25 protein-coding genes and 1 riboswitch are annotated in these 24,613 nt (G+C 55.1%); of the genes, 12 read left to right on the plus strand and 13 right to left on the minus strand.

What is annotated here, in order from left to right; all coding sequences use genetic code 11:
* The gene (locus FJD38_RS14270) at positions 1 to 858 is read right to left on the minus strand and encodes a formate/nitrite transporter family protein (RefSeq protein ID WP_122785474.1); all 858 of its coding nucleotides are present in this window, start codon (positions 856 to 858) and stop codon (positions 1 to 3) included.
* A gap of 211 nt (positions 859 to 1,069) precedes the next feature.
* Positions 1,070 to 1,471: an acyl-CoA thioesterase gene (locus tag FJD38_RS14275; RefSeq protein ID WP_122785473.1), complete on the minus strand. Its 402-nt coding sequence runs from the start codon at positions 1,469 to 1,471 to the stop codon at positions 1,070 to 1,072.
* Between the two features lie 183 nt (positions 1,472 to 1,654).
* A riboswitch (S-adenosyl-L-homocysteine riboswitch) is annotated at positions 1,655 to 1,761 on the plus strand.
* Positions 1,762 to 1,783: 22 nt separating this feature from the next.
* Between FJD38_RS14275 and ahcY the strand changes: the two genes are divergently transcribed.
* From ahcY to rhlE2, 4 genes are all read left to right on the plus strand, one after another.
* A complete protein-coding gene (gene ahcY, locus FJD38_RS14280; protein WP_122785472.1) occupies positions 1,784 to 3,193 on the plus strand; it encodes an adenosylhomocysteinase in 1,410 nt (469 codons plus the stop codon).
* A 101-nt stretch (positions 3,194 to 3,294) separates the two neighbouring features.
* Positions 3,295 to 4,140 (plus strand): methylenetetrahydrofolate reductase [NAD(P)H], encoded by an 846-nt coding sequence (gene metF / locus FJD38_RS14285; protein ID WP_122785471.1) that lies wholly within the window; start codon positions 3,295 to 3,297, stop codon positions 4,138 to 4,140.
* Between the two features lie 194 nt (positions 4,141 to 4,334).
* Positions 4,335 to 5,081: a hypothetical protein gene (locus FJD38_RS14290; RefSeq protein ID WP_122785470.1), complete on the plus strand. Its 747-nt coding sequence runs from the start codon at positions 4,335 to 4,337 to the stop codon at positions 5,079 to 5,081.
* A gap of 487 nt (positions 5,082 to 5,568) precedes the next feature.
* Positions 5,569 to 7,422 carry an RNA helicase RhlE2 gene (gene rhlE2, locus FJD38_RS14295; RefSeq protein ID WP_122785469.1) on the plus strand — a complete coding sequence of 618 codons (1,854 nt, stop codon included), beginning with the start codon at positions 5,569 to 5,571 and terminating at the stop codon, positions 7,420 to 7,422.
* 193 nt (positions 7,423 to 7,615) lie between these two features.
* Here the strand turns inward: rhlE2 and FJD38_RS14300 are convergent, their stop codons facing one another.
* Both FJD38_RS14300 and FJD38_RS14305 read right to left on the minus strand, forming a co-directional pair.
* Positions 7,616 to 8,194 (minus strand): YceI family protein, encoded by a 579-nt coding sequence (locus tag FJD38_RS14300; protein ID WP_146385864.1) that lies wholly within the window; start codon positions 8,192 to 8,194, stop codon positions 7,616 to 7,618.
* A gap of 32 nt (positions 8,195 to 8,226) precedes the next feature.
* Positions 8,227 to 8,778, minus strand: coding sequence for a cytochrome b (locus tag FJD38_RS14305; protein WP_146385866.1), 552 nt, complete (start codon positions 8,776 to 8,778; stop codon positions 8,227 to 8,229).
* 284 nt (positions 8,779 to 9,062) lie between these two features.
* Between FJD38_RS14305 and FJD38_RS14310 the strand changes: the two genes are divergently transcribed.
* Together FJD38_RS14310 and FJD38_RS14315 are read left to right on the plus strand one after the other, a co-directional pair.
* Positions 9,063 to 10,469 carry an adenosylmethionine--8-amino-7-oxononanoate transaminase gene (locus FJD38_RS14310; protein ID WP_146385868.1) on the plus strand — a complete coding sequence of 469 codons (1,407 nt, stop codon included), beginning with the start codon at positions 9,063 to 9,065 and terminating at the stop codon, positions 10,467 to 10,469.
* Between the two features lie 118 nt (positions 10,470 to 10,587).
* Positions 10,588 to 11,307 carry a 16S rRNA (uracil(1498)-N(3))-methyltransferase gene (locus FJD38_RS14315; protein ID WP_146385870.1) on the plus strand — a complete coding sequence of 240 codons (720 nt, stop codon included), beginning with the start codon at positions 10,588 to 10,590 and terminating at the stop codon, positions 11,305 to 11,307.
* On the opposite strand, the gene FJD38_RS14320 is transcribed toward FJD38_RS14315, so the two are convergent.
* The gene (locus FJD38_RS14320; protein ID WP_122785464.1) at positions 11,304 to 12,275 is read right to left on the minus strand and encodes a GlxA family transcriptional regulator; all 972 of its coding nucleotides are present in this window, start codon (positions 12,273 to 12,275) and stop codon (positions 11,304 to 11,306) included. The genes FJD38_RS14315 and FJD38_RS14320 overlap by 4 nt on opposite strands.
* 191 nt (positions 12,276 to 12,466) lie before the next feature.
* Between FJD38_RS14320 and FJD38_RS14325 the strand changes: the two genes are divergently transcribed.
* The 3 genes from FJD38_RS14325 to vapC all read left to right on the plus strand — a co-directional run bounded on the left by FJD38_RS14325 (position 12,467) and on the right by vapC (position 13,861).
* Positions 12,467 to 13,108 (plus strand): HD domain-containing protein, encoded by a 642-nt coding sequence (locus FJD38_RS14325; protein WP_122785463.1) that lies wholly within the window; start codon positions 12,467 to 12,469, stop codon positions 13,106 to 13,108.
* Positions 13,109 to 13,232: 124 nt separating this feature from the next.
* Positions 13,233 to 13,463, plus strand: coding sequence for a type II toxin-antitoxin system VapB family antitoxin (vapB, locus tag FJD38_RS14330; protein ID WP_122785462.1), 231 nt, complete (start codon positions 13,233 to 13,235; stop codon positions 13,461 to 13,463).
* Positions 13,463 to 13,861: a type II toxin-antitoxin system tRNA(fMet)-specific endonuclease VapC gene (gene vapC, locus FJD38_RS14335; protein WP_122785461.1), complete on the plus strand. Its 399-nt coding sequence runs from the start codon at positions 13,463 to 13,465 to the stop codon at positions 13,859 to 13,861. The genes vapB and vapC overlap by 1 nt, the downstream gene beginning before the upstream one ends.
* A gap of 3 nt (positions 13,862 to 13,864) precedes the next feature.
* Here vapC and FJD38_RS14340 read toward each other — a convergent pair whose 3' ends face one another.
* Genes FJD38_RS14340 through FJD38_RS14350 form a run of 3 tightly spaced genes read right to left on the minus strand, consistent with a single transcriptional unit; the run spans position 13,865 to position 16,412 of the window.
* Positions 13,865 to 14,767: a transporter substrate-binding domain-containing protein gene (locus FJD38_RS14340; RefSeq protein ID WP_146385872.1), complete on the minus strand. Its 903-nt coding sequence runs from the start codon at positions 14,765 to 14,767 to the stop codon at positions 13,865 to 13,867.
* 21 nt (positions 14,768 to 14,788) lie between these two features.
* Positions 14,789 to 15,139, minus strand: coding sequence for a RidA family protein (locus FJD38_RS14345; protein ID WP_122785546.1), 351 nt, complete (start codon positions 15,137 to 15,139; stop codon positions 14,789 to 14,791).
* Positions 15,140 to 15,170: 31 nt separating this feature from the next.
* A complete protein-coding gene (locus FJD38_RS14350; RefSeq protein ID WP_146385874.1) occupies positions 15,171 to 16,412 on the minus strand; it encodes a D-amino acid dehydrogenase in 1,242 nt (413 codons plus the stop codon).
* Between the two features lie 108 nt (positions 16,413 to 16,520).
* On the opposite strand from FJD38_RS14350, the gene FJD38_RS14355 reads away from it, so the two are divergent.
* Complete coding sequence (locus tag FJD38_RS14355; protein WP_146385876.1) at positions 16,521 to 17,423, plus strand: LysR family transcriptional regulator; 903 nt, start codon at positions 16,521 to 16,523, stop codon at positions 17,421 to 17,423.
* Between the two features lie 43 nt (positions 17,424 to 17,466).
* Here FJD38_RS14355 and FJD38_RS14360 read toward each other — a convergent pair whose 3' ends face one another.
* The 4 genes from FJD38_RS14360 to FJD38_RS14375 all read right to left on the minus strand — a co-directional run bounded on the left by FJD38_RS14360 (position 17,467) and on the right by FJD38_RS14375 (position 21,936).
* The gene (locus FJD38_RS14360; protein WP_122785457.1) at positions 17,467 to 19,458 is read right to left on the minus strand and encodes a pyrroloquinoline quinone-dependent dehydrogenase; all 1,992 of its coding nucleotides are present in this window, start codon (positions 19,456 to 19,458) and stop codon (positions 17,467 to 17,469) included.
* A 1-nt stretch (position 19,459) separates the two neighbouring features.
* Positions 19,460 to 19,831 (minus strand): hypothetical protein, encoded by a 372-nt coding sequence (locus FJD38_RS14365; protein WP_122785456.1) that lies wholly within the window; start codon positions 19,829 to 19,831, stop codon positions 19,460 to 19,462.
* Between the two features lie 293 nt (positions 19,832 to 20,124).
* A complete protein-coding gene (locus FJD38_RS14370; RefSeq protein ID WP_146385878.1) occupies positions 20,125 to 21,390 on the minus strand; it encodes a cation:proton antiporter in 1,266 nt (421 codons plus the stop codon).
* Between the two features lie 174 nt (positions 21,391 to 21,564).
* A complete protein-coding gene (locus tag FJD38_RS14375; RefSeq protein WP_146385879.1) occupies positions 21,565 to 21,936 on the minus strand; it encodes a DUF3077 domain-containing protein in 372 nt (123 codons plus the stop codon).
* A gap of 335 nt (positions 21,937 to 22,271) precedes the next feature.
* On the opposite strand from FJD38_RS14375, the gene FJD38_RS14380 reads away from it, so the two are divergent.
* Both FJD38_RS14380 and FJD38_RS14385 read left to right on the plus strand, forming a co-directional pair.
* Positions 22,272 to 22,871, plus strand: a complete 600-nt coding sequence (locus FJD38_RS14380; protein ID WP_146386095.1) for a helix-turn-helix transcriptional regulator — start codon at positions 22,272 to 22,274, stop codon at positions 22,869 to 22,871.
* Positions 22,861 to 23,739 (plus strand): queuosine precursor transporter, encoded by an 879-nt coding sequence (locus FJD38_RS14385; protein WP_146385882.1) that lies wholly within the window; start codon positions 22,861 to 22,863, stop codon positions 23,737 to 23,739. Before FJD38_RS14380 ends, FJD38_RS14385 begins: the two co-directional genes overlap by 11 nt.
* Positions 23,740 to 23,793: 54 nt before the next feature.
* On the opposite strand, the gene queC is transcribed toward FJD38_RS14385, so the two are convergent.
* Positions 23,794 to 24,495, minus strand: coding sequence for a 7-cyano-7-deazaguanine synthase QueC (gene queC, locus FJD38_RS14390; protein ID WP_146385884.1), 702 nt, complete (start codon positions 24,493 to 24,495; stop codon positions 23,794 to 23,796).
* Positions 24,496 to 24,613: the final 118 nt, after the last annotated feature.

A 24,613-nucleotide genomic window follows, 5' to 3' on the forward strand; every position in this document is an offset into this window, starting at 1 on the left:
TCAGGGCTGCTGACTGTCCGGTTCAGGTTTTTGGGTGTCGCTGCGAATCTGTGCGTGGCTGATCAGGGCGAAGATAAAACTGCCGCCGATGATATTGCCGGCCAGCGTCGGGCCGGCAAAGATCAGCCAGAAGTCTTTCCACGGCAGTTCGCCGGCAAAGACCAGGTACGACACTTCGGCCGTACCGACCACGATGTGAGTGAAGTCGCCCAGTGCCATCAGGTAAGTGATGAGGATGATGATCCACATCTTGGCGCTCTCCATAGACGGGATCATCCACACCATGGTGGCAATCATCCAGCCTGAAATAATGCCCTTGGCGAACATCTGGCTGACGTCGTTTTCCATCACTTTGTGGCCGATTTCTAAAAAGGCCTTGTCGGTTTGCGTATCAAAGATGGGCAGGTGAAGCATCACGTAGGCCACCAGCAAGGTGCCCATGAGGTTACCGACCAGCACCACCGTCCATAGCCGGAATAATCGGCCGACATTCTTGAGTGTGGGTTTGCTCATGATCGGCAACACGGCTGTCAGGGTGTTTTCGGTAAACAATTGCTGACGAGAAAGAATGACCGCCAGAAACCCCGCGCAATAGCCGAAGCTGGCGATGACCTTGAAGGCTTCGCCGCTGGGTAAGCGTGAGTTGAGCAGGCCCATGGCCATAAGCGACAGGCCCATGGTCAGCCCGGCGGCCAATGCTGACCAGAACAGGGCAGCGATGCTGCGCTCCAGTTCCTGATCGCCCTGCAAGCGAATAATTTCGTGCAGAACGGCGGCCCGTGGAGGTTGGTTTTTGGTGACGTCGTGCTCTTCTTCAGCCGACAGGTTGGGGGTTTTGCCTGACTTTTGCGCGTCCATAAGGCTCCAGAACCATTAGCGTGTGAATGTACGACACGTATGGACTGTAGCTGTTCATTTGTTGCCCTGTAGCCGCTGTCGCAGGCTGCGTTCGGCGACGCAGTCGGCGTAAAATTTGAGTACGCAATTCTCAGCCGAACGGCGTGCTCAGGTTTTACGATCGCTTCGCAATCGGACGTCGCCTTCGGCAACTGCTACGAGGCTACGTGCATCACGCCTGATTGTCATCCTGGAACTGGTCTTTGACGTATTTGATCTCGGTACGGCCGTGAGGCGCTGGCAAGCCATCTTCGCCCAGGTTGACGAAGACCATTTTGTCGACGGTCAGAATGCTTTTGCGGGTAATTTTGTTGCGCACTTCGCAGGTCAGGGTAATGGACGTGCGGCCGAATTCGGTGGCCGTGATGCCCAGCTCAATGATGTCGCCCTGACGCGAGGCGCTGACAAAGTTGATTTCAGAGATGTATTTGGTCACCACGCGCTGGTTGCTTAATTGCACGATGGCGTAAATCGCGGCCTCTTCGTCGATCCAGCGCAGCAGGCTGCCACCGAACAAGGTGCCGTTTGGGTTGAGGTCTTCGGGTTTAACCCATTTGCGGGTGTGGAAATTCATATTCGCTCCTGACCGTCTTGCCTTAGATGGCGACCATGATGTCAGACCATGGCGCATAGCTCTATTAGGCTTGGACTATGGTCTCGATAAGGCAAAAGAAAAAGCCTTGGGAACCGTTGCCTTGATGGCTATAATCACCCCCGCTTCAAAACGGTCATTTTTACCCAGTACCGTTCCCGCCACCTGTCCGAGGGGCGCTGCAGCAGGTTCAACCTGTCAGGCTCGGATGGGGCGTTGTTTGTTCAGGTCTCCCTGGGCAGGCACTAAACGCACAACGGCGCCCATTCGCGATTAAACGAATGGAGGCTCTTGATGAGCGCTGTAAACACGCCTGCTGGTTTTGCCGACTTTAAAGTCGCTGATATGTCCCTTGCCCAATGGGGCCGCCGCGAAACCTTTATCGCAGAGTCCGAAATGCCAGCCCTGATGGGCCTGCGTCGTCGGTATGCCGCAGAACAACCGCTCAAGGGCGCGAAGATTCTGGGTTGCATCCACATGACCATCCAGACTGCCGTACTGATCGAAACCCTGGTTGCTCTGGGTGCCGAAGTGCGTTGGTCGTCGTGCAACATCTTCTCGACTCAAGACCAGGCCGCTGCCGCTATCGCTGCTGCCGGTATCCCGGTATTTGCATGGAAAGGCGAAACCGAAGAAGAGTACGAGTGGTGCCTGGAGCAAACCATCCTTAAGGATGGCGAGCCGTGGGATGCCAACATGATCCTCGACGACGGCGGCGACTTGACCGAGCTGCTGCACAAGAAATACCCGGCCATGCTGAAAAAGATCCACGGCGTGACCGAAGAAACCACCACCGGTGTACACCGTCTGCTGGACATGCTGGCCAAAGGCGAGCTGATGATCCCGGCGATCAACGTGAACGACTCGGTCACCAAAAGCAAAAACGACAACAAGTACGGCTGCCGTCACAGCCTGAACGATGCGATCAAGCGTGGTACTGACCACCTGCTGTCCGGCAAGCAAGCGCTGGTGATTGGCTACGGTGACGTGGGCAAGGGCTCGGCTCAATCGCTGCGTCAGGAAGGCATGATCGTTAAGGTTTCCGAAGTTGACCCAATCTGCGCCATGCAAGCGTGCATGGACGGCTTCGAAGTGGTTTCGCCGTTCATCAACGGCCAGAACGACGGCACTGCTGCCAGCATCGACGCTGCGCTGCTGGGCAAGATCGACCTGATCGTGACCACCACCGGTAACGTCAACGTGTGCGACAAAAACATGCTGGCTGCGCTGAAAAAACGCGCTGTGGTGTGCAACATCGGTCACTTCGACAATGAAATCGACACCGCTTTCATGCGCAAAAACTGGGCATGGGAAGAAGTGAAGCCACAGGTTCACAAGGTTCACCGTACTGGTCTGGGCGAGTTCGACCCACAGAACGACGACTACCTGATCCTGCTGGCTGAAGGCCGTCTGGTTAACCTGGGCAACGCTACCGGTCACCCAAGCCGCATTATGGATGGCTCGTTTGCCAACCAGGTACTGGCTCAGATTTTCCTGTTCGCACAGAAATACGCTGACCTGCCAGCTGAACTGCAAGCTGAGCGTCTGACCGTAGAAGTGCTGCCGAAGAAACTCGACGAAGAAGTAGCCCTGGAAATGGTTCGCGGCTTCGGTGGCGTGGTCACGCAACTGACCAAGCAACAGGCTGACTACATCGGCGTTACCGTCGACGGTCCGTTCAAGCCAGAAACCTACCGTTACTGATTAAAGAAAGGCGGCCAGGCTTGTACTGACCGCCTTTTTTTTGTGTGTGAGTTCAGCGTCAGGGGCCATCACTGCCTCTTCGCGTACGCAAGGGTATCTCCATGTCTCAAGACCGTCGTTTCAGCTTCGAGTTCTTCCCGACCAAGACCGATGCTGGGCATGAAAAACTGATGAACACGGCTCGCCAACTGGCGACCTACAACCCGGATTTTTTCTCCTGCACCTACGGTGCCGGTGGCTCGACCCGTGACCGCACGATCAATACCGTGCTGCAACTGGAGAGCGAAGTAAAAGTACCTGCGGCCCCGCATTTGTCGTGCGTGGGTGACAGCAAGGCCGATTTGCGTGGCCTGCTGGACCAGTACAAGGCAGCGGGCATCAAGCGCATCGTGGCGCTGCGTGGCGACCTGCCTTCAGGTATGGGCATGGCCAGCGGCGAACTGCGTTACGCCAACGACCTGGTGAGCTTCATTCGTGAAGAGACCGGCGAGCACTTCCACATCGAAGTGGCTGCGTACCCTGAAATGCACCCGCAAGCGCATAATTTCGAAGACGACATCACCAACTTCGTGCGCAAGGCTCAGGCTGGCGCCGACAGTGCGATCACCCAATATTTCTTCAACGCCGACAGCTACTTCCGTTTTGTCGAGCGTGTGCAGGCGGCGGGCGTCACGATTCCTGTGGTGCCGGGCATCATGCCGATCACCAACTACAGCAAACTGGCGCGTTTCTCTGACGCGTGCGGCGCTGAAATTCCGCGTTGGATTCGTAAGCAGCTGGAAGCTTACGGCGATGATGTGCAGAGCATTCAGACGTTTGGCGAGCAAGTGATCAGCGAGATGTGCGAGCGCCTGCTGGATGGCGGCGCACCGGGGCTGCACTTCTACACCCTGAACCAGGCCGAGCCGAGCCTGGCGATCTGGAACAACCTGAAGCTGCCGCGGTAAAAATAGCGGCGTCTTTCTTTGGCGGGATTTTTCATGGGTCTTTCAAGGCAGCATGAGACTTCTCGTCATTGGATTTACCTGTCAGTTAACTGAACTCAATCAGGTTATAAATACCATCATTGCTGAGAGTAGGAATGTTTGAAGGTTGATTTAATATCAAAAATTCAATAATTACCTACCGCCAGAGTGAAGATATGTCTAATTTGATTGTGAATGGTGAATTTACAGATTTTGGTGATAAGTGGACCCACTTGGGCGCTACGTTTGATGGCCGTACGGCCACTGTTAAATATATATCCAAGCCAGGTTATATTGAGCAAGAGATTGTTTTAGAAGCCCCTCTCAAAAAAAATGATGCGGTGCGGGTTAAGTTCAAGGTTTCTGATTTGATAGCGTCCTTTTCCGTCACTCTAGAAGGTGTTGGGAATCGAGTTTTTCTTTCAGGCGGTGATTACGATATCGCATTCGTACTGCCAGCCGATATGGTCTCAGACCGATTGGCACTCAAATTCGAAGCCCCTAATTCTTTAGTGCTAGATGACGTATGGCTTGAGGTTGAGAATAAGGTATGCACGCCGAAGGATGTAATCAAAAATGGTGATTTTTCAAGCCGTGATGAGTATTGGACTTATGACGGATTTACTACGTTCGTCGATGGCAAAGCGAATATCGCGGGCGTGGGTCATATCAAACAGACCGTTACTCTAGATCGACCACTTAATACAGCAGACATTGTTAAAGTTAATTTCACCCTTTCAAATGTTTATGGTGGTGTCACTGTTTCTGTGGGCGACAGCGCTCATCAAGCAATCAATAAAAGTGGGGTCTATACACTGGCGATACCTATTCTTTCAGACCACGCAGACAATAATGTGGTTGTGAGATTTCAAGCAGAAAACGCGTTCGACATAGATGATATTTCTGTGATTGTCTGCCTGTAAATTATTAGGGTTTTAGGCTGCCGTGTTGGAGGATGGTAAGGTTCATTTGTTCTCCACCAGATCCGTAACCCGAACAAGAACATGTATTTGAAGCGCACCGGCTTTAGCCTTTAGCTCAGGCGCCTGCTCGCCGCGCTTCAAATCTTCTCTCGATGCCAGCGATGATGGCCCGTCCTGACCGCCAACCCCTGAAGTGGCTGCGCGACCGCTTGTGGGCTGAGGCATTAAAACCGTTCAGCTGCATGAAATCGGCGCGCCGTGATTGCTCTGTTATACTCCGGGTTTTCCGCCAGGCTTACGCCCGGCCGCTCGTCCTTGTACAAGGCATTCAACCTCCCGTTACGGCGCAGCTTACAGCCAGCGCGAGCGGCATGAATGGGCCTTCAGGACTGGAGCAGGACCGGACGGGATTGCGTCACCTTAAACGCGATTCACGCCAGGCAAGACTATCCCTTTGGGCCAAGCCCTAACTAGAACAGGATTTCTCATGTCCTTTGCTTCCCTCGGTCTCTCCGAGGCTTTAGTCCGTGCCATTGAAGCTGCGGGCTACACCGAGCCTACTCCGGTGCAACAGCGGGCCATTCCCGCCGTGTTGCAAGGTCGCGATTTGATGGTTGCGGCTCAGACAGGTACAGGCAAGACAGGCGGTTTCGCGCTTCCTATCCTGGAAAAGCTGTTTCCCAACGGCCACCCCGACAAATCCCAACGCCACGGCCCACGCCAACCCCGCGTGCTGGTCCTGACCCCGACTCGCGAACTCGCCGCCCAAGTGCACGAAAGCTTCAAGCTTTATGCCCGCGACTTGAAGTTCGTCAGTGCGTGCGTCTTCGGCGGTGTGGGTACCAACCCGCAAGTTCAAGCGCTGTCGCGCGGTGTTGACGTACTGGTTGCCTGCCCGGGTCGATTGCTCGACCTGGCCGGTCAAGGCAGTGTTGACCTGTCCCACGTTGAAATTCTGGTGCTCGATGAAGCCGACCGGATGCTCGACATGGGCTTTGTCCATGACGTGAAAAAAGTACTTGCACGTCTGCCTGCCAAACGCCAAAACCTGCTGTTTTCGGCGACGTTCTCCAAGGACATCACCGACCTGGCCGGCAAGTTGCTGCGCAACCCGGAACGTATTGAAGTTACCCCGCCGAACACCACGGTTGAGCGTATCGAGCAGCGTGTTTTCCGCCTGCCGGCCACTCACAAGCGCGCCCTGTTGGCTCACTTGATCACCGCAGGTGCCTGGGAACAGGTGCTGGTTTTCACCCGTACCAAGCACGGCGCAAACCGTTTGGCCGAGTACCTGGACAAACACGGCCTGAGCGCTGTGGCCATCCACGGTAACAAGAGCCAGAACGCTCGTACCAAAGCACTGGCCGACTTTAAAGCAGGTTCGGTACGCATTCTGGTAGCCACTGATATTGCAGCGCGCGGTCTGGACATCGACCAACTGCCGCACGTGGTTAACTTCGAACTGCCCAATGTTGACGAAGATTACGTTCACCGTATCGGTCGTACGGGCCGTGCCGGTCGTTCCGGTGAAGCGATCTCGCTGGTTGCTCCGGACGAAGAAAAACTGCTTAAAAGCATTGAGCGCATGACCAAGCAGAAAATCGCCGATGGCGACCTGATGGGTTTTGACTCAAGCGCTGTTGAAGCTGAGAAGCCTGAAGTGCGTGAGCGTCCGGATGTGCGTAACCCGCGCAACGCGCCACGCGGCCCGCGTGGTGATGGCCCGGGTAACGGCGGCGGTGGTGGTCGTAAAGACAAAGGCAAGGACAAAGGCAAAGAAAAGCCTGCCGCAGCCCGTGGTGAGCGCCCGGCGCGTGAGCAAAAGCCTCGTGAAGCGCAGCCAGCTCGTGAGCAGCGCCAGCCGACGCCTCGTTCAGATGCCAATCGTGCGCCGGACGAGTTCCGTGATGACGACGTGGATAACTTTGGTAACCGCGCTGATTACGTCAGCCCTTACCAGAACAAGAACAATCAGAGCCGTGGTCGCCGCCCAGGCGCTCCGGCAGCGGCTACGGGTTCTGCACCTGCCCGTACGGGTGGCGCTTCGCAAGGCCGCCAGAATGGCCCGCGCACTGGCACTGGCGCCAGCACGGGTACACCGCCTGCCAAGCGCAGCGGCCCGCGTAGCGGCGCTCCGCGTGACGGTCAGGCCCGTCGCGATAACCGTCCGGCCCGCGATGATTCACGTCAAGAGCCAGCGGTGAAGGGGCCTCGTGAGAATCAGCCGAAGATCATGCACAAAGAGTCGAAGAGCGATCGCTTTCTGACCCCGGAGCAACTCGATCAACTGCCGAACCGTCCACGTGGTGAAAAACCAGCGTTGCTGACTCGTAATCGCTGAGTGAGTAGTGCTTGAAAAGCACCCTCACCCCAACTCTCTCCCTGAGGGAGAGGGGGCTGATTTGCAGCGTTACGCAGATTTGGTTCCCTCTCCCTTTGGGAGAGGGCTAGGGTGAGGGGCTTTTGATCCGCACACAAAAACGCCCCGGCTTTCACAAGCCGGGGCGTTTTTTATGGGCCATCTAAAAGGGTTATTACTTGGCTTTCACGCCTTCCAGCGAGATGTCCAGGTCCAGGGTCTGAGAAGTCGGACCAGGGCCATTGATGCCGAAGTCTTTCAGGTTGAGGGTAGTGGTTGCGTTGAAGCCTGCACGCTCGCCGCCCCACGGATCCTTGCCTTCACCGTTGAATGTCGCTTTGAACGTGACCGGTTTGGTCACGCCGTGCAACGTCAGATCACCTGTTACATCAGCTGTTTTTTCGCCCGTTGGCACAACTTTGGTCGACACGAACTTGGCTTCCGGGTATTGGGCGACGTTCAGGAAATCCTTGCTGGCGATGTGCTTGTCACGCTCAGCGTGGTTGGAGAACAGGCTGGCTGTTTTCAGGGTTACGTCAATTTTGCTGTCAGCAGGCTTGTCCGCATCCCACGAGAACGTACCGGTCCAGTCCTTGAATGTACCGTGTATAAAGCTGTAACCCAGGTGGCTGATTTTCCAGTCGATAAAGGCGTGCTGGCCTTCTTTGTCGATGGTGTAGTCAGCGGCCATAACCTGGCCAGCGGTCAGCAGTGCAGTACCGAGTGCCAGTGCAGCGAGCGTCTTTTTCAACATGCGTTCCATTCCTTTTGAATTGAGGTTGAACATCAGGCTTTGCGACCCAGCATTCTGGTCAGGGTCACATCACGATCGATAAAGTGGTGTTTCAACGCAGCCAGACCATGCAAACCGGCGAAAATCACCACGGTCCAGGCCAGCCAGAGGTGTACAACGCCGGCAACATCAGCCTGATCGGGCAGGTTGGAGATCAGTGCCGGTACTTCAAACAAACCGAAAACAGGAATACCAACGCCTTCGGCTGTTGAGATCAAATATCCCGCAATCATTAGGGCAAACAAGCTGAGGTACAGAAACGCGTGGCCAAACTTGGCGCCTATACGGGTCGCACGACTGTAGCTTTCAAGCGCTGGCGGCGCCGGGCTGATGAAACGCCATACAACGCGGATCAGCATCACGGCCAGTAACGTCAGGCCAATGCTTTTATGCAGGTCAGGTGCTTCCTTGCGCCACGGGTCGTAGTAGTCCAGGCCGACCATCCACAAGCCCAATGCGAACAACCCGAACACCGCCAATGCAACAGACCAGTGCAGGACAATACTGACGGCACCATAGCGAGAAGAAGAGTTACGTAGCTGCATTGCCAACATCCTGTGGGAACTTGAGCCTAAGACTAATGATTTACCTATCGAAAGAAAGCGCATTTTTTTGCTGCAAGGTATCGATAAATACGATCTGGAGACTGAGAGTCAAACGTTAAGCAAATGTTAAGTGTTTTTATGTCGCTCTTTTATGCCCGTGAGCGTCTCTAAGTACAACCCCAAGTCGGGTTTAAGCGTAATGGGTTGTTACAAGCCTGCGCATTGCTTAGGCTTGCGAGCTTGTTTGCCCGCACACGCCGGGAGCCACCGCCAGGAGAGTGAAAATGGGCCTCAATAATCAGTGGATGCAGCGCGACCTTGCCGTGTTATGGCACCCCTGCACCCAAATGAAAGATCACGAGCAGCTGCCGTTAATCCCGATCAAGCGCGGCGAAGGCGTGTGGCTGGAAGACTTCGAAGGCAAGCGTTATCTGGATGCCGTGAGCTCCTGGTGGGTTAACGTTTTTGGCCACGCCAACCCGCGTATCAATCAGCGCATCAAGGATCAGGTCGATCAACTGGAGCACGTGATCCTTGCCGGTTTCAGTCATCAACCTGTGATTGAATTGTCCGAGCGACTGGTCAAGATGACGCCCGAAGGGCTCACGCGCTGCTTCTATGCCGACAACGGTTCGTCGTGCATCGAAGTCTCATTGAAGATGAGCTTTCACTACTGGCTCAATCGCGGTCAGCCAAATAAAAAGCGCTTTGTGACCCTGACCAATAGCTACCACGGTGAAACCATGGCGGCGATGGCAGTGGGTGATGTGCCGCTGTTCACCGAAACCTACAAAGCGTTGCTACTCGACACGATCAAAGTGCCTAGCCCGGATTGCTACTTGCGCCCCGAAGGTGTGAGTTGGGAAGAGCACTCGCGCACGATGTTTCTGGCGATGGAACAAACCCTTGCCGAGCATCACGACAGTGTCGCGGCAGTGATTGTCGAGCCGCTGATTCAGGGCGCCGGTGGCATGCGCATGTACCACCCGGTTTACCTCACGTTGCTGCGTCAAGCCTGTGACCGTTATGGCGTGCACCTGATTCTGGACGAAATAGCAGTCGGCTTCGGCCGTACCGGAACGATGTTCGCCTGTGAGCAGGCAGGCATTACGCCGGACTTCCTGTGTTTGTCCAAAGCGTTGACAGGCGGCTATTTGCCCTTGGCCGCCTGCGTCACGACAGAGGACGTCTACAGCGCGTTCTACGACGACTACCCGACCTTGCGCGCCTTCCTGCATTCTCACAGCTATACGGGTAACCCGCTGGCGTGCGCAGCGGCGTTGGCCACCCTGGATATTTTCGAAGAAGACAACGTCATCGAGAACAACAAGGCCCTGGCTCAACGTATGGCCAGCGCCACCGCGCATCTGGCGGACCATGCCCATGTTTCGGAAGTGCGCCAGACAGGCATGGTGCTGGCCATAGAAATGGTTCAGGACAAGGCCACTAAAACGGCTTATCCGTGGCAGGAACGACGGGGTCTGAAGGTGTTTGAGCACGCGTTGAAACGAGGCGCTTTGCTGCGGCCGCTGGGCAGTGTGGTGTATTTCTTGCCGCCTTACGTGATCACCCCGGAACAGATAGACTTTCTGGCCGAAGTGGCCAGCGAAGGCATTGATATTGCGACCCGTAGCGACATCAGCGTGGCCGTGCCGGCGAATTTCCACCCTGACTTCCGCGACCCCGGCTAAAGACACCAACCCTGTGGCCGCTGCCGCAGGCTGCGATGGGCTACGCAGCAGACTTGCTTTAAGGTCTTTGTTGCAGCCCTCGGCAGCCGCTACACATAGCCCTATTCAGAGAATTTAAATGAGACTGTCCCGCTTTTTTATCGATGCGCCTTTGAGCATCGGTGAACATGAATTGCCTGAAGCACAGGCGCATTACATTGGCCGCGTCCTGCGCATGGCCGAGGGCGATGCCCTGCAAGTGTTCGACGGCTCGGGCCATGAGTTCTCAGGGCATTTGCTGGAAGTCGGCAAAAAACGCGTCCGCGTGCTGCTCGACGCCACTTTCGCCGGACAAGTCGAGTCACCTTTGGCAATCCATCTGGGGCAGGGGTTGTCTCGGGGCGAGCGCATGGACTGGGCAATTCAGAAAGCCACCGAACTGGGCGTGAACGAAATCACCCCAATCATGAGCGAGCGTTGCGAGGTCAGGCTTAAGGATGAGCGGGCTGACAAGCGCCTGGCACATTGGCGCCAAGTGGCGATCAGCGCCTGCGAACAATGCGGCCGTTCGCGTGTGCCGGTCATTCATCCGCCCGTATTGCTGGCTGACTGGATCAAAACCACGGACGCTGACCTCAAGCTGGTGTTGCATCCCGTTTCCGAGCCTTTGGCCAGTCACGCCAAGCCCGCACGTCTGGCGTTTTTGATCGGCCCCGAAGGCGGGCTGACCGATAAAGAAATTGATCAGGCCCAAGGCGCCGGGTTCCAGCCTGCACGACTTGGCCCACGGGTCTTGCGTACTGAAACTGCACCGGTTGTGGCCCTGGCGGTAGCCCAGCAGCTGTGGGGTGATTTTTAAGCCGGCAGCATCGCCGAAAAGTGCATTCGAAATTGCTGTGGCGAAACGCCCACGCGGCGCATAAATACACTGCGCATGTGGTGGGCATCGCGAAACCCGCATTCATAGGCCACAGTTTTAAGTGCCATCGAGGTGCTTTCGAGTCGCACGCGTGCGGCATCCACCCGTGCGCCCTCCACGAATTGCGCAGGGGTGACTCCGGCCTCTCGGGCGAACACCCGGCTAAAATTCCGCGGGCTCATCATGGCCGCTTCAGCCAGCTCGTTGATGCTCAGGTCTGCGCGCAGGTTTGCTAAAACATGCTGCTGCACTTTCGCCACTGGCGAACCCGCCTCGTTGGCGTTGGTCAGAAACGGGCTGAACTGTGATTGCCCGCCTGAGCGCTGGGTAAACACCACTAGCCGCTTTGCCACATTGAGCGCTACATGTGGGCCGTTATCCTGACTCAGCAGGTACAGAGACAGATCAATCCCCGCGGTCACACCCGCCGAGGTGTAGAGGTTGTCGTCTTGCACAAACAGTCGATCCGCATCCAGTTGTGCACTGGGGCACAGGCTGGCGAGGGCAGCCGCATCGCTCCAGTGCGTAGTGACCCGCCGCCCCTCCAGCAGTCCGGCCCGCGCCAGTAAAAATGCACCGTTGCAGATCGAACCAAAGCGTCGGGAGTGACGGCATATTGAGTGCAGCCATGTGTTGAATGCCGGGCCGAAATCCTTAGTGGGCAAAGTGGGTCCGCCTGCGCATAACACCAGATCATAAGACGGACTGGCTTGAGAAAAATGCCGGTGAGCCTGGATGACTAAACCGTTGGAGCACGTCAGCAAGCCGGTATGCAATCCCAGTACCTCAACCTCATAGCGCATTTGCGGGGCCAGAAAGGCATTTGCCTCGGCAAATACATCCATAGGGCCGGTCACATCCAGTGCCTGCACGCCGGGGAAAACAATCAACGCTACAGTCTGTGTCATCGGGTTTGCCGTCAGGGTGATAGAAGATGAAATACCGCAGAGGGTGGTTACCGGCAAGCGTGCCTGGCGAGATGGCCGTGTCTGCACCCTGAATGGCACGAATCGCCCTTTCAGTATGATTGTTGCCAGCCGGGCCTGTGCGCACACTGAAGATACCAGCGCCACCCTAGCGCTTGATCGAGGAGTTCGCCATGAGTCATACCATTGCAGGCATCGTCATTCCGGACAGCGCCTTGGCTAAAGCCACCACCGAATACATCCGCGACGTTGAATCAGACTTGCTCTATCACCACTCGCGCCGGGTGTTTTTATTCGGCGCACTGAGCGGTCAGCGCAAGCAACTGGCCTACGACCCTGAACTGCTTTACGTGGGGGCCATGTTTCACGACTTGGGGCTGGTTGAGGGGCATCGCACGCAGAACGAACGCTTCGAAGTCGACAGTGCCAACAGCGCTAAAGCCTTTATGCGGCCATTTGGTTTGAGTGACGATGATGTCGAGCAGGTGTGGTTGGCTATCGCTTTGCACACGACGCCCGGTGTGCCACATCATTTGCGGCCGAACGTGGCGCTGGTGACTGCTGGGGTAGAAATGGACGTGCTGGGTATCAACTATGGGGCGTTTGCAGCAGAGCAGCGCGAGGCCGTGGTGCATGCCCACCCACGTGGCGAGGGCTTCAAGGAATGCATTTTGTGTGCGTTTGCCGACGGCTTCAAAGACCGTCCCGATACCACTTTTGGCACCGTCAACGCCGATGTTCTGGTGGATAAGGACCCGACCTTTAAACCGCTGAACTTTGTCGACATCATTCGCACTTCACCTTGGGTGTCTTGAGTGGGCTTCTACTTATTCAAGGCCCGTTTGTCGTTCAGTTGTTTCGGCCGGGTAGGCGTCTATTGACTTGTCAGTGACTGAAACTACGATGGGATATACACGAAACATATCCCTGAGGTGAGTCATGGAGCAAGGTTCAGTGTTTCACAGTAATCGCAGCCAGGCCGTTCGTTTGCCTAAAGCAGCGGCATTGCCCGATGATGTCAAACGCGTGGATATTGTCGCCATTGGCCGAGCGCGAATCATTACTCCTGCGGGTGAGTCGTGGGACAGTTGGTTTGAAGGTGAAGGGGTAACGGATGACTTTATGGTGCATCGCGAACAGCCCGATGATCAAAATCGGGAAGATTTTTGATGCTCAAATTCATGCTTGATACCAATATTTGTATTTTCACCATCAAGAACCGTCCCGAGTCTGTACGCAGAGCTTTCACTGCACATCACGGTCAGTTGTGCATCAGCACGGTAACGTTGATGGAATTGATCTACGGTGCAGAAAAGTCATCCAGTCCTCAGCGAAACCTGACTGTCATTGAAGGTTTTGCTGCGCGGCTGGAGGTCTTGAATTACGATCAGGACGCTGCTGTTCATACGGGCCAACTTCGCGCCGAGTTGGCCCTTTCAGGCAAACCGATAGGTCCCTATGACCAGATGATTGCCGGACATGCAAGATCGCAGGGCCTCATCTTGGTCACTAATAACACCCGCGAATTTGAGCGCGTCCCCGGTTTACGCATCGACGATTGGGTCTGAACCTTACTGCACCGGATCACTCACCGGCTTGGCAATGATCTGCTTCAGCTCGGCGGTCATCGGAAACTCCAGGTTCAGGCCGTTGGGCGGGATGGGTTGTTCGAACCAGCGCTGGTAGATACTGGTGATTTCACCGGACTGATACAAATCGGCCAGCGTTTTGTTGACCACGGCCAGTAACTGCGGGTCGTCTTTGCGCACCATGCAGCTGTAGATTTCACGTGATTGCTCAGCCCCGACCACGTTCCAGTTGTGTGGGTCGCGGGCTTTGGCGCGTTCACCGTAGAGCAGCGCGTCGTCCATGTAGAACGCTGCGGCACGGCCGGTTTCAAGCATCTTGAACGCTTCGCCGTGATCCTTGGCGCTGATGACGTTCATGTCCATTTTGTTGTCTGCGCTGTAACTCTTGATAAAGCGCTCATTGGTGGTGCCTGCGGTGGTCACGACGTTTTTGCCGCGCAAATCATCAAAGCCTTTGATGCCGCTGTCTTTGGCGGTCAGTAGCTGACCTTTGACGTAAATAAAACCGTAGGAAAACGCCACCTGCTTCTGTCGCTCGGCGGTCACACCGGTTGAGCCGCATTCAAGGTCAACGGTGCCGTTTTGCACCAATGGAATGCGCGTCTGGGAGGTCACCAGGTTGTATTTGACCTTCAGCGGCTGGCCGCCCACCTGTTGCTGAATGCGCTCGACGATTTTGTTCGCCAGTTCCACGGAGTAGCCCATTGGTTTGCCACTGTTATCGCCTACATACGAAAAAGGCACTGACGCATCGCGATAACCCAAGGTAATAGACCCTGAGTCGGCGATCTTTTTCAGTGTGCCCTCTAAAGGGGCTTCGTTGGCCTGAGCGGCGTGGCTGAATAACAGGCCGAGCGTGCAACTGATCACAGTCAGCTTTTTCATTGTTGTATCCCCCTAAAAAGATTAACGACGAACAGCAATCACACTGATTTCTACCAATACCTGAGGTCGCGCCAGCTCGGCTTGCACGGTAGTGCGGGTGGGCGCTTTGCCGTCCGATAGCCAGGCCGACCAGACGGCATTCATGGCGGCAAAGTCGCGTCCTATGTCTTGCAGATAAATAGTGGCGTTAAGAATATGGTCTTTGTCGCTGCCCGTTTCAGCCAGCAAGGCGTCGATCTTGCTCAGCACCTCTTGCGTCTGTGCAGTGATGTCCTCGCTGTGTGTCGGCACTTGGCCAGACAGAAATACCAGCGCCTCGAACGTTGCGGCTGCGCTCAAACGCTCATTGCTGTTGATACGTTGAATCGTCATGGAGCCTTCCTTTTTATTCAGCGTGGCATCGTCAGGCGGCATAGGGCGCCAAGCCTTGTAGGTCGATGGATGTTTTAGTCCGGGCAATCAGTTCACTCAGCAAGCGTGCGCTGCCACAGGCAAGGGTGAAGCCCAAGGCGCCGTGGCCCAGATTGAGCCACAGGTTGCGGTAACCGCTGGCACCGAGAATGGGCACTCCGGTAGGGGTTGCAGGGCGCATGCCAGCCCATTCGATCGCGTCGTGATAATTTCCCGCATCGGGGAATGTGCTGGCGGCCAATTGGCGCATCTGAGCCAGACGTTTAGGGTCCGGGGAGGGATCGAAACCGACAATGTCCACCATCGCGGCGATGCGCAATTGCTCGCCAATGCGGGCATAAACAATTTTTCGATCGTAGTCGGTGATGCTCACCTGCGGTGCTTTTTGCGGGTCGCTAAGCGCCAGCGTGAGGCTATAGCCTTTGAGTGGGTACAGCGCCAGATTCAAGCCCGGCAAGCGCAGAGCCGGGCTGTTGTGCCCCGCCGCCAGCACCAGTTGGTCGACGGCCATAACGTCATTGCCCATTTCCACGGCTTGCACGGCACCGTTTGCGTGGTGAATACGGGTCACGGTCTTACCCAGCAAAAACGTGCAACGGCCACTGGCCTGTAAGCGGGCGGTCAGTTGTTGGCAGAAGGCATGGCAATCACCGACTTCTTCGCTGGGGGTGTAGATACCCCCGACAAACGCGGAGCCTTGCAGGCCTGGCTCCAGGCGGGCGCACTCACTGGCGCTTAAGGGCTGCTGAAATGAGCTGTGGATGACTTTTTGGCGGGCTTTGTCGAAGTTCGCCTGCTCCCGGAATGCCACCAGCTTGCCGTTACGTTGCCAAGCAAAGCCGTCCAGATGATCGTCCTCACGCCATTGTTGCATCGTGGCCTGACTGAGCAGCGCCAAACGCAGCAGATGTGCGCCATTGCGTTGATTGACCGACCCTCGGCACGCCGCCATAAACGACGCCAGCCAGCGCCATTGAGCCGGGTCCATGCGCGGACGAAGCTTGAGGGGGGAATCACCGCGCAGCATCCAGCCCATCGCTTGCCAAGGCACCCCAGCATCGGCCAGAGGGGCGACATAGCGATAAGACAACTGGCCGCCGTTGGCGAAGCTGGTCTGGCTGCCCAAGGTGGGTTGAGCTTCTATCACGCTCACCTCGAACCCGTCGCGCACCAAGGCGTACGCTGTTGCCAGTCCGATTACGCCGCCGCCTATGATGCAAACCCGCTGTGTCATGTCTGTCCCTTACCCCTGTTGAGCGGGCTTCAGGTTAGGGGCAGGTGACAGGCGCCGAATAATGAATAAAGATGGCTCCCCCATAAACAAAGGTTATGGACTGCCGCCATGCGCTTGCGTCATATCGAAGTGTTTCAAGCGATTCGCCAAACCGGTTCTGTCAGTGCAGCGGCGCAGCTACTGCATGTGTCGCAGCCTGCCGTCAGTAAAGTGCTGCAGCACGCCGAACAGCGATTGGGTTTTGCCTTGTTTTTAAGGGTGCGTGGCAAGCTGCAGCCAACACCCGAAGCACTACTGCTGGAACGCGAAGTCAACAAAGTGACTGAAAGCCTGCAGGGCGTTCAGCGGCTGGCAGAAAGTTTGCGCCGAGCGCCGGGGCACCGCCTGCGCATCGGCAGCACCCCGGCTTTGGCCTTGTCGCTGATGCCTCCGGTGATCAGCGAGTGGACGCAGCGCTATCCCGACATCCGCTGTGAGTTGGCCAGTGCCCACACACGAGAGCTGATTCAGAACCTGCTGATGCGCGAACTGGACGTGGCGCTGACCTTCAAGTTGCCCGACCATCCCGGCCTCAAGGCGCAGGCACTGGCCCACGGTGTGCTGGTGGCGCTGGCACCACGCGGGTTCTGGCCGGATGAAAGTGAGGGAGTACCGCTGGCGCTGGAACAACTGGCTGATGCGCCACTGATTGGCCTGAGCAGTGCCGATCCGCTGTTTGCGCATCTGGACAGCTACCTCAAGAACGTTGAACCGCCGCCGCGTATCAGCATTGCGGTGCAGACGTATTCATTAGCGCGGGCGATGGTGGAAGCAGGGGCGGGATTGACGGTGATTGATCCGTTTACCGCGTTGGGCGCGTCACGGGCGAGCACCTTGATTCGGCCCTTGAGCCCGGCGCTGCCAATTACGTTGTATGCGCTGACCCGAGCCGATGAAGCCCCGGCGCATACCCTTGAGGGGTTGCTGCAACTGTTTGCTGAGCGGGCCAGCGAACAGTTGCAGCAGCTTTAGCGTGAGGTGTAGCCACTGCTGAACGCTGCGGCTACGGGTTAACTCACTTCGGCAAGGCGTACACCACCACTTGGTCGCCTACTTGATCTTTCATGATCGAGTTGCCGCCGGCCACAAATGCCACGTATTGACGGCCTTTGTATTCATACACGGCCGGGTTGGCGACAGCGGGAGCCATGACTATGTCAGACCACAGTTCTTTGCCGTCCTCCAGTGAGTAGGCGCGCACTTTGGCGTCCATCGATGCTCCGATAAATACCACACCACCCGCCGTCACAGCAGGGCCACCAATGGTAGGTGAGCCCATGTCTTCAGGCATGTACCAGCCCCACTGCTGCACAGCACCCATCGGACGACGCCATTTCACATCACCGGTGTGCATGTCGAGTGCCACCAGTTCACCGAATGGCGGTGCCCAGCACGGCATACCCGCCCAGTTCTGCGCGTTGAGCAAGCTCATGCCGTAAGGCGCGCCGATTTGTGGGTAGAAGCCGTTCTCGTTGCCCGCTTCTTTAGGTTGCGCATCGTAAGCGGCACGGTCCCACAGCTTGATCATCTGCACGATGTGCGAGGTGTTGACGATGGCTACCTGGCTGACCGGGTCAAACGCTACACCGCCCCATTGCACGCCACCGGCGCTGTCTGGATACGCCAGTACGCCATTGCCTTTTGTGGAAGGTGGCGAGTACATGCCGTTGTATTCCAGGCCGTCCCACATTTTCGAGCACTGGCCAAAACCGACGATGTCAGCAATTTTCCAGATAGCAGGTTTTTTGGACTGGTCGAGCAACGGTGCAGGCTTGGTCGGGAACGGTTGGGTCGGTGAATACACCTCACCTTGCGCATCGCCTTGCGGTACCGGGCGCTCTTCAATCGGCCACACGTCTTCGCCGGTACGGCGGTCAACCGTAAACAGGAAGCCCATTTTGGTCGCTTGCATCAGCGCGGGAACAGGTTTGCCATTGACGGTGATGTCCATCAGCGTCGGGGCAGAGTTGATGTCGTAGTCCCACAAATCGTGGTGAACCCACTGACGAGACCACACCACTTTACCGGTATTGATATCCAGTGCGGTTGTGGAAGTACCTAGTGGAATTGGCTGAGTACGATTGCCGCCCCAATAGTTGGGTGAAGGCGAGGACACGGGGATGTACAGCAAGCCCAGTGCAGGGTCATAGGACATTGCGGTCCAAATGTTGGCCGTACCGGTTTTGCCTGCTTCCGAGTCCGGAATCGGTTTGAATTCCCATTCCAGCTCGCCCGTACGGGCATTCAGGGCAAACAGTGAACCCGGCGATTCGACTTCGTATTCCCAGTCTTTACCGGCCCAGCCGACAATCAGCTTGTCGCCGATGACAGTCGGTGGTTGCAGTTGCGACAGTGGCCATTTGGCGTTGACCTTGTTCCATTGGTTGACGTCCACCACACCGTTTTTGCCGAAGCCTTCGCAAGGCTTACCGGTGTCGGCGTCTACCGCATAGAGTTGCGCGGTCATGTTGCCCAAATAAACCATCTTTTGGCAGGCCACACCTGGCTGCGGGTTTTTTTCCTGCCAATAAGAAACACCGCGAGATTTCAGCGCGGGCTGTGTTTCAGCGACCAACTGCGACTTGGTGTCGTAGGTCCATTTCTCTTTGCCGGTCTCCGGTTCAAGGGCAATGATCCGGTAAAAAGGCGTGCCGACGTACAGCGTGTCGTTGGCAAAAATAGGGGTGGCGGACCACACCGATGGCGGAATTTTACCCGTGCCCGATGACATGTCACCGGTGAAATACTGCCAGACCTTGGTCAGCTTACCGACGTTATCCTTGTTGATTTGGGTCAGGGGGGAGTACTTCTGCGCGCTCAACTGGCCGTGAAAGCTGTCCCACTCTTTGCCTGAAGGCAGCGGGATTTTGGCCTCTTCGGCAGAGATGTTGGCGGGTGCCAACAAGGGCGGCGGCACCGTGTAGGTGTCTTGTGCGTAGGCATTGGACAGTCCTGCCAGCGCACACAGCGCCGGGGCGGCCAACAGATGCTTTTTGATCCTGTTCATATCACGCGCTCCTTGTTGGCTTGCCGCCAAACGTTTCGATGACGACACCCACAGCGCAGATGGCCAGTACCACGGCCGTCAACCAGCCGTGCAGCAGGCACACGGCAATGAACGTACCGATCACCCCGACCCAGCTTAAAAACAGCCAGAAACAGCGCAACCCTCCAGGTTTGGTCTGCACCAGCAGTACGCCTAAAAGAAACATCACAAACTCGGCAAACATGGCGACCATCGCGCCTCCGGAGTCTGTCACGCCCGACAAGGGAGTGAAAAATCGCCAAGCGGTGATGGCCAGAGCGACCAAGGCTGCGACGATCATGATGTAGGCACCAAGGTGGCGCCTGGGCGGTGTATAGACAGCAGAAGTACTCATCCCTTTCCCCTTTCCATGTCATGCCTCAAGGCATCAGGAAATTTAGTGTAGTCAACACACTAAAAAATGGTGGGTGAGTCTGGAAAACTGAGTAGGGATTTTTGGCTGTTGCTGGTCAGAGGGGAGCACGAGTCATCTTAGTCGCTGACCAGGAACGAAGGCTGCGATCGGCCGCGAATCCGCCTTAGAACCTGGCACATCCAAGTGTCCCGTTTTGCGACCGCTGCGCGCTCGATCGCAGCCTTCGGCAGCGGCTACGATGAGCGGGAGGGGCTGAACTAGCGTCTGGACACTTAATGCCCGTGGTCGTTGTGCGCCTCAACCGGCGCATCTTTGGTTACATGCTTGACCAGCTTGCCGATGGTCAGGCCCTGGAACAGGATCGACGACAGCACCACGATGTAGGTGATACTCAAAATCAGGTCGCGTTCAGGACCCAACGGCAGTGCCAGCGCCAGCGCCACAGAAACACCGCCGCGCAAACCGCCCCACGTCAGAATACGAATCGTGCCGCGCGGCACTGTCCGCCAGCGACGCAACAGCACAATGGCGGGAGCCACGGTGAGCAGGCGAGAAAGCAAAATGGCCACGGCCAGCACACTGGCGGCCAGCAAATGCAGCCACGAGAACGGCAACAGCAACAGCTCCATGCCGATCAACGCAAACAGCAGCGCATTGAGCATGTCATCCAGCAGTTCCCAGAAACCGTCCATGTAGCGACGGGTCATTTCGTTCATGGCCTTGTTGCGGCCCAGATTGCCAATAATCAAACCGGCTACAACCATCGCAATCGGTGCGGACACATGCAGTTCACTGGCCATGGCCGAGCCGCCAATCACCAGAGCCAGTGTCAGCATCACCTCGATTTGGTATTGCTCAATGCTTTTGATCATCCGGTAGACCAGATAACCGATCAGCCCGCCGAACACCACGCCGCCAATCGCTTCATGGGCGAACAACATGGCCGTCGCACTGATACTCGGGGTTTCGCCCAATTGCACAATGCCCAACAACACGGTGAACACCACAACGGCGGTGCCGTCATTGAACAGCGATTCGCCCACGATGGTGGTTTTAAGCGGTTTGGAGGCGTTCGCGGTTCGCAGCACACCGAGCACTGCGATCGGATCGGTCGGGGAAATCAACGCACCGAAGAGCAAGCAGTACAAGAAGCTCACATGCCAGCCGAACAGGGCGAAAATCCAGTACGCCAAACTGCCGATCACCGTGGTGGCGATCAGCACACCGACAGTGGCCAGCAGGCCAATGGGCCACCGGTAACTGCGCACATCATTGATGTTCACGTGCAAGGCACCTGCAAACAGCAGGAACGACAGCATCCAGTTCATCAGCAAATCGCCGAAGTCGATCTGGCCGATCAGCTCTTGCACGCGCTCTTCAAGGCCCGGATACCCGAGAAAGCTCAGGCCCTGCAACAGCAGCGAAAACATAAGGGCGGTGACCATGACGCCAATGGTGGGTGGCAGGCCAATGAAACGGAAGTTCACATACGTCAGCAGTGAAGTCAGGCAGATAAACGCAGCAACAAGTTCAAGCATTCGGGATCCTGTGGAAGTGGCAGAGAGGGGTAGGCTGATCAGGTCAGGCCACTTATTGGATGCACCCCCCTGCGTCAGGGGCACATCGCAGGGGCGTGACAAACGGGCGCAATGGCTGGCAATCATTGACCGTCTTGAAGGCGGATGGTTGCAGAGCGTTGGGAATTAGCGATGTTAGCGGCTGATCAACCTGTCGAGTGATGTGTCGACACACGACTGGGCCACCTCAATCAGGTGCATCACCGAAATCAACTCTTCGTTGGGTAAGCCATGCAGGGTACCCCCGGCTTGACGCAACACCTGCGACGCATGTGCGAGCGTTGCTTTTAGCTTGACGCCATCGTGGCTCGCAATGATGGCCGATGTCATTTTAGCTAACGGTGGCGTGTCAGACAGGTAGAAGTCCAGTGCGCGATTGGCGGCGTCGCGGTCGAGCAACAAGGCGTCATGGGTCATAGCCGAAATATCAGTTGACGTTATAGAGGGGCGGCCAACGTGGGAAGTCTCGGTACCGGTCGTTGGCGATATTGTTTTCAAATTTTGCATGCTCTTCCTTGGGTATGAGTGTCTGTCGGCAAAAGTGCTTGAAGTGATGCTGTCATTTATCAAAGAAATAAACATGTGCATAAAAGAATGATTAATTGTTTTGAGCAATTAAAAGTTTATAAAAAGTAATTCTGTTTTTGTAAGGTGGGTGAGTGGGGAGGAAGAATTCCTACACTAATTTGTGATTATGCCTTGCTGCAAAGAGTAGTGCGTGATGTATAAAATGTTTTGGTTTAACGGGTGCAGTAATCCGGTTGATGTTTTGTTTTTAATACTGTTACGTGTGCGGGAGACTTGGGAGGGGATGTACAGGCGTGGGCACTGAGGGTTTGCAAATGCACCGCAGAGAAAAAAATGAACACCTGAAAAGCAATATTCGTTATTTGATTAAAAGTCGTGGCGAGACCCAGCTGTCACTGTGCAACGCCAGCGGTCTAACTCGCACGACTATTTACAATATTCTAGAGGGCAGAGTTACAAACGTTCAGCATTCAACGGTGCGCAAAATATCGGATTTTTTCGGCGTTTCTTATAAAGAAATTGAGCAGGTTGATTTTGAAGAAAAAGAAGCCGTTGATCAGAGTATTTCTTTTGCAGGCAATATGAATCCGGCAGCAGTGCCGATTGTTCCGGAAGATCAGCTAATCAATTGCCTGGGCAAAACAGTGGGGGAGTTGGTCACGTTATATCCACTCACTTACTATTTTGGTCGAGGTCATAACGTGCTGGCTGTGTTGCTCAAGCATGCGCTTGTGGATATTAATGAGCCTGGCGACATGTTGATCGTTCATAAAGGAGTATTCGAAAAAGGGGGCGATAATCTGGCTTACGATTCCCAAACACTTAAGTTGTGTGTGCTGAGGGAGTTGGGCGAAGGAGAAAGTGGCAGGTGTTTGGTCGGGCGTATTATCGAGGAACGATTCAATGATCTGTAAGTGTGCGGGCGATAATATCAGTTACAAGTTGCTGGGCTTCGAAAATGATAAAAATATAGCGATTGTGATGATTGTCGCGACGGGCAAGTTGATGAAGATCAAATTGTCGGAGTTGATGCGCAGTGAGGTCATGAGCGATCTTAATGCGACGGAAGTCAAAGCGATCCATAAGAAATTCTATTCTCAGCAGGGCGCTGTAACGACTTATGACTTCAAAGACCGCCATGAAAGGTCTTGGATGATGTACGTTGCTTTAAACATGCTCCTGTTCACGCTCTATTTATTTACCAACATAGCAGCCCTTAAACCTATTTTTCTAGAGTGGCCCGGCATTGTGGTCACAGCGGGTACGTTTCTTTACCCACTGACTTTTTTGGTGGTCGATATATTGAATGAGTTCTATGGGCTAAGGCTGGCAAGAAGAGCCATAGGGTTCGCGTTTTTCAGTAATGGGTTGATCATTGTGATGCTCAGTGCAACAACCAGCCTACCTGGGCTAGCCGGTTGGGCATTGGATGAACCGTATACTCAAGTTATTGGAAGTCTCTCTGCCGTATTGATTGCTTCGTTGGTCTCTTTTCTTGTGTCTGAATACGTAAATACGTACCTCCTGTGCAAAATTAAAGAGTTGACCAATTCTAAGTACCTCTATGTTCGTGTGTTTTTGAGTACGTTCTGCGCGGTAATAATAGACAGTGTGCTGTTTTGTTTTTTAGCATTTTACGGTGTTATGGAAACCGATGATTTGGTGGGTATGCTGGTTGTTCAAATACTCATCAAAGTCATATTTGCGTTTGTGAATGTCCTGCCTGCTTATGGCGCAAGGGAGCTTTTTAAGCGGTATGTATTTTCTGAGGGGGCGAGATAAGGCAATCAAGGCGAGCTATCAACACACGGAGTGTTGATAGCTATTCATTATTTATCAAGCCATGTTTAGTTTTTTATGCAAGCTGTCGCGTACCGCCTGTTTGTTTTCCAGAAAATACTGCAAGCCTTTGGCTCTCAGGTCGCATGCCGCACAGTTACCACACCCGCTTCCAATAATGCCGTTATAGCACGTTAGCGTGTGTTCACGGATCAAGTCCAATTGGTTGTAGTGATCGGCCAGAGCCCATGTTTCGGCTTTGTTTAACGACATCAACGGTGTTTCAATCTGTACGTTGTATTCCATGCCTGATTTGATCGCATGGTTAAGCGATTTTACGAATTCGTCCCGACAGTCCGGGTAGCCAGAGAAGTCCGTTTCGCACACGCCTGTGATCACTGTTTCGGCTTGAACTTGGTAGGCATAAATCGACGCCAACGTCAGAAATAAAATATTGCGGCCAGGCACAAAGGTATTGGGTAAACCCTTTGCTTCTGACTGATTTGTGTCCGGCACAGGTATGTCATTGCGTGTCAGGCTACTGACCGTTAACGCATTGAGAATGGAGGCATCCAATACAGTATGTGCGGTGATACCCAGTTGACGCGATAACGCTAATGCGGTCTCTATCTCTGCCCGGTGGCGTTGGCCATAGTCAAACGTGATGCAATGGATTTCTTCAAAGCGGGGCAGAGCATGCAATAAGCATGTTGTTGAATCTTGTCCGCCGCTAAAGACGATGACAGCTTTTCTATTCATTTCGCTCGCTCGTTCGTTCGTGGCTGCAAGGTTGTTGCGATATTTATTGAAGCGGCGAGACTATTCCCCGGTTGTGACAGGTACAAGCGAGTGGCGTTTTCTAGGAAGCTTCCAGCTG

It is taken from the genome of Pseudomonas saxonica, from assembly GCF_007858365.1.
GTDB lineage: Bacteria > Pseudomonadota > Gammaproteobacteria > Pseudomonadales > Pseudomonadaceae > Aquipseudomonas > Aquipseudomonas saxonica.

Bases quoted from the DNA above. Each gene is read 5' to 3' on its own strand.
- FJD38_RS14270 (WP_122785474.1), bottom strand. From the start codon at position 858: ATGGACGCGCAAAAGTCAGGCAAAACCCCCAACCTGTCGGCTGAAGAA.
- FJD38_RS14275 (WP_122785473.1), bottom strand. From the start codon at position 1,471: ATGAATTTCCACACCCGCAAATGGGTTAAACCCGAAGACCTCAACCCA.
- ahcY (WP_122785472.1), top strand. From the start codon at position 1,784: ATGAGCGCTGTAAACACGCCTGCTGGTTTTGCCGACTTTAAAGTCGCT.
- metF (WP_122785471.1), top strand. From the start codon at position 3,295: ATGTCTCAAGACCGTCGTTTCAGCTTCGAGTTCTTCCCGACCAAGACC.
- FJD38_RS14290 (WP_122785470.1), top strand. From the start codon at position 4,335: ATGTCTAATTTGATTGTGAATGGTGAATTTACAGATTTTGGTGATAAG.
- rhlE2 (WP_122785469.1), top strand. From the start codon at position 5,569: ATGTCCTTTGCTTCCCTCGGTCTCTCCGAGGCTTTAGTCCGTGCCATT.
- FJD38_RS14300 (WP_146385864.1), bottom strand. From the start codon at position 8,194: ATGTTGAAAAAGACGCTCGCTGCACTGGCACTCGGTACTGCACTGCTG.
- FJD38_RS14305 (WP_146385866.1), bottom strand. From the start codon at position 8,778: ATGCAGCTACGTAACTCTTCTTCTCGCTATGGTGCCGTCAGTATTGTC.
- FJD38_RS14310 (WP_146385868.1), top strand. From the start codon at position 9,063: ATGGGCCTCAATAATCAGTGGATGCAGCGCGACCTTGCCGTGTTATGG.
- FJD38_RS14315 (WP_146385870.1), top strand. From the start codon at position 10,588: ATGAGACTGTCCCGCTTTTTTATCGATGCGCCTTTGAGCATCGGTGAA.
- FJD38_RS14320 (WP_122785464.1), bottom strand. From the start codon at position 12,275: ATGACACAGACTGTAGCGTTGATTGTTTTCCCCGGCGTGCAGGCACTG.
- FJD38_RS14325 (WP_122785463.1), top strand. From the start codon at position 12,467: ATGAGTCATACCATTGCAGGCATCGTCATTCCGGACAGCGCCTTGGCT.
- vapB (WP_122785462.1), top strand. From the start codon at position 13,233: ATGGAGCAAGGTTCAGTGTTTCACAGTAATCGCAGCCAGGCCGTTCGT.
- vapC (WP_122785461.1), top strand. From the start codon at position 13,463: ATGCTCAAATTCATGCTTGATACCAATATTTGTATTTTCACCATCAAG.
- FJD38_RS14340 (WP_146385872.1), bottom strand. From the start codon at position 14,767: ATGAAAAAGCTGACTGTGATCAGTTGCACGCTCGGCCTGTTATTCAGC.
- FJD38_RS14345 (WP_122785546.1), bottom strand. From the start codon at position 15,139: ATGACGATTCAACGTATCAACAGCAATGAGCGTTTGAGCGCAGCCGCA.
- FJD38_RS14350 (WP_146385874.1), bottom strand. From the start codon at position 16,412: ATGACACAGCGGGTTTGCATCATAGGCGGCGGCGTAATCGGACTGGCA.
- FJD38_RS14355 (WP_146385876.1), top strand. From the start codon at position 16,521: ATGCGCTTGCGTCATATCGAAGTGTTTCAAGCGATTCGCCAAACCGGT.
- FJD38_RS14360 (WP_122785457.1), bottom strand. From the start codon at position 19,458: ATGAACAGGATCAAAAAGCATCTGTTGGCCGCCCCGGCGCTGTGTGCG.
- FJD38_RS14365 (WP_122785456.1), bottom strand. From the start codon at position 19,831: ATGAGTACTTCTGCTGTCTATACACCGCCCAGGCGCCACCTTGGTGCC.
- FJD38_RS14370 (WP_146385878.1), bottom strand. From the start codon at position 21,390: ATGCTTGAACTTGTTGCTGCGTTTATCTGCCTGACTTCACTGCTGACG.
- FJD38_RS14375 (WP_146385879.1), bottom strand. From the start codon at position 21,936: ATGCAAAATTTGAAAACAATATCGCCAACGACCGGTACCGAGACTTCC.
- FJD38_RS14380 (WP_146386095.1), top strand. From the start codon at position 22,272: ATGCACCGCAGAGAAAAAAATGAACACCTGAAAAGCAATATTCGTTAT.
- FJD38_RS14385 (WP_146385882.1), top strand. From the start codon at position 22,861: ATGATCTGTAAGTGTGCGGGCGATAATATCAGTTACAAGTTGCTGGGC.
- queC (WP_146385884.1), bottom strand. From the start codon at position 24,495: ATGAATAGAAAAGCTGTCATCGTCTTTAGCGGCGGACAAGATTCAACA.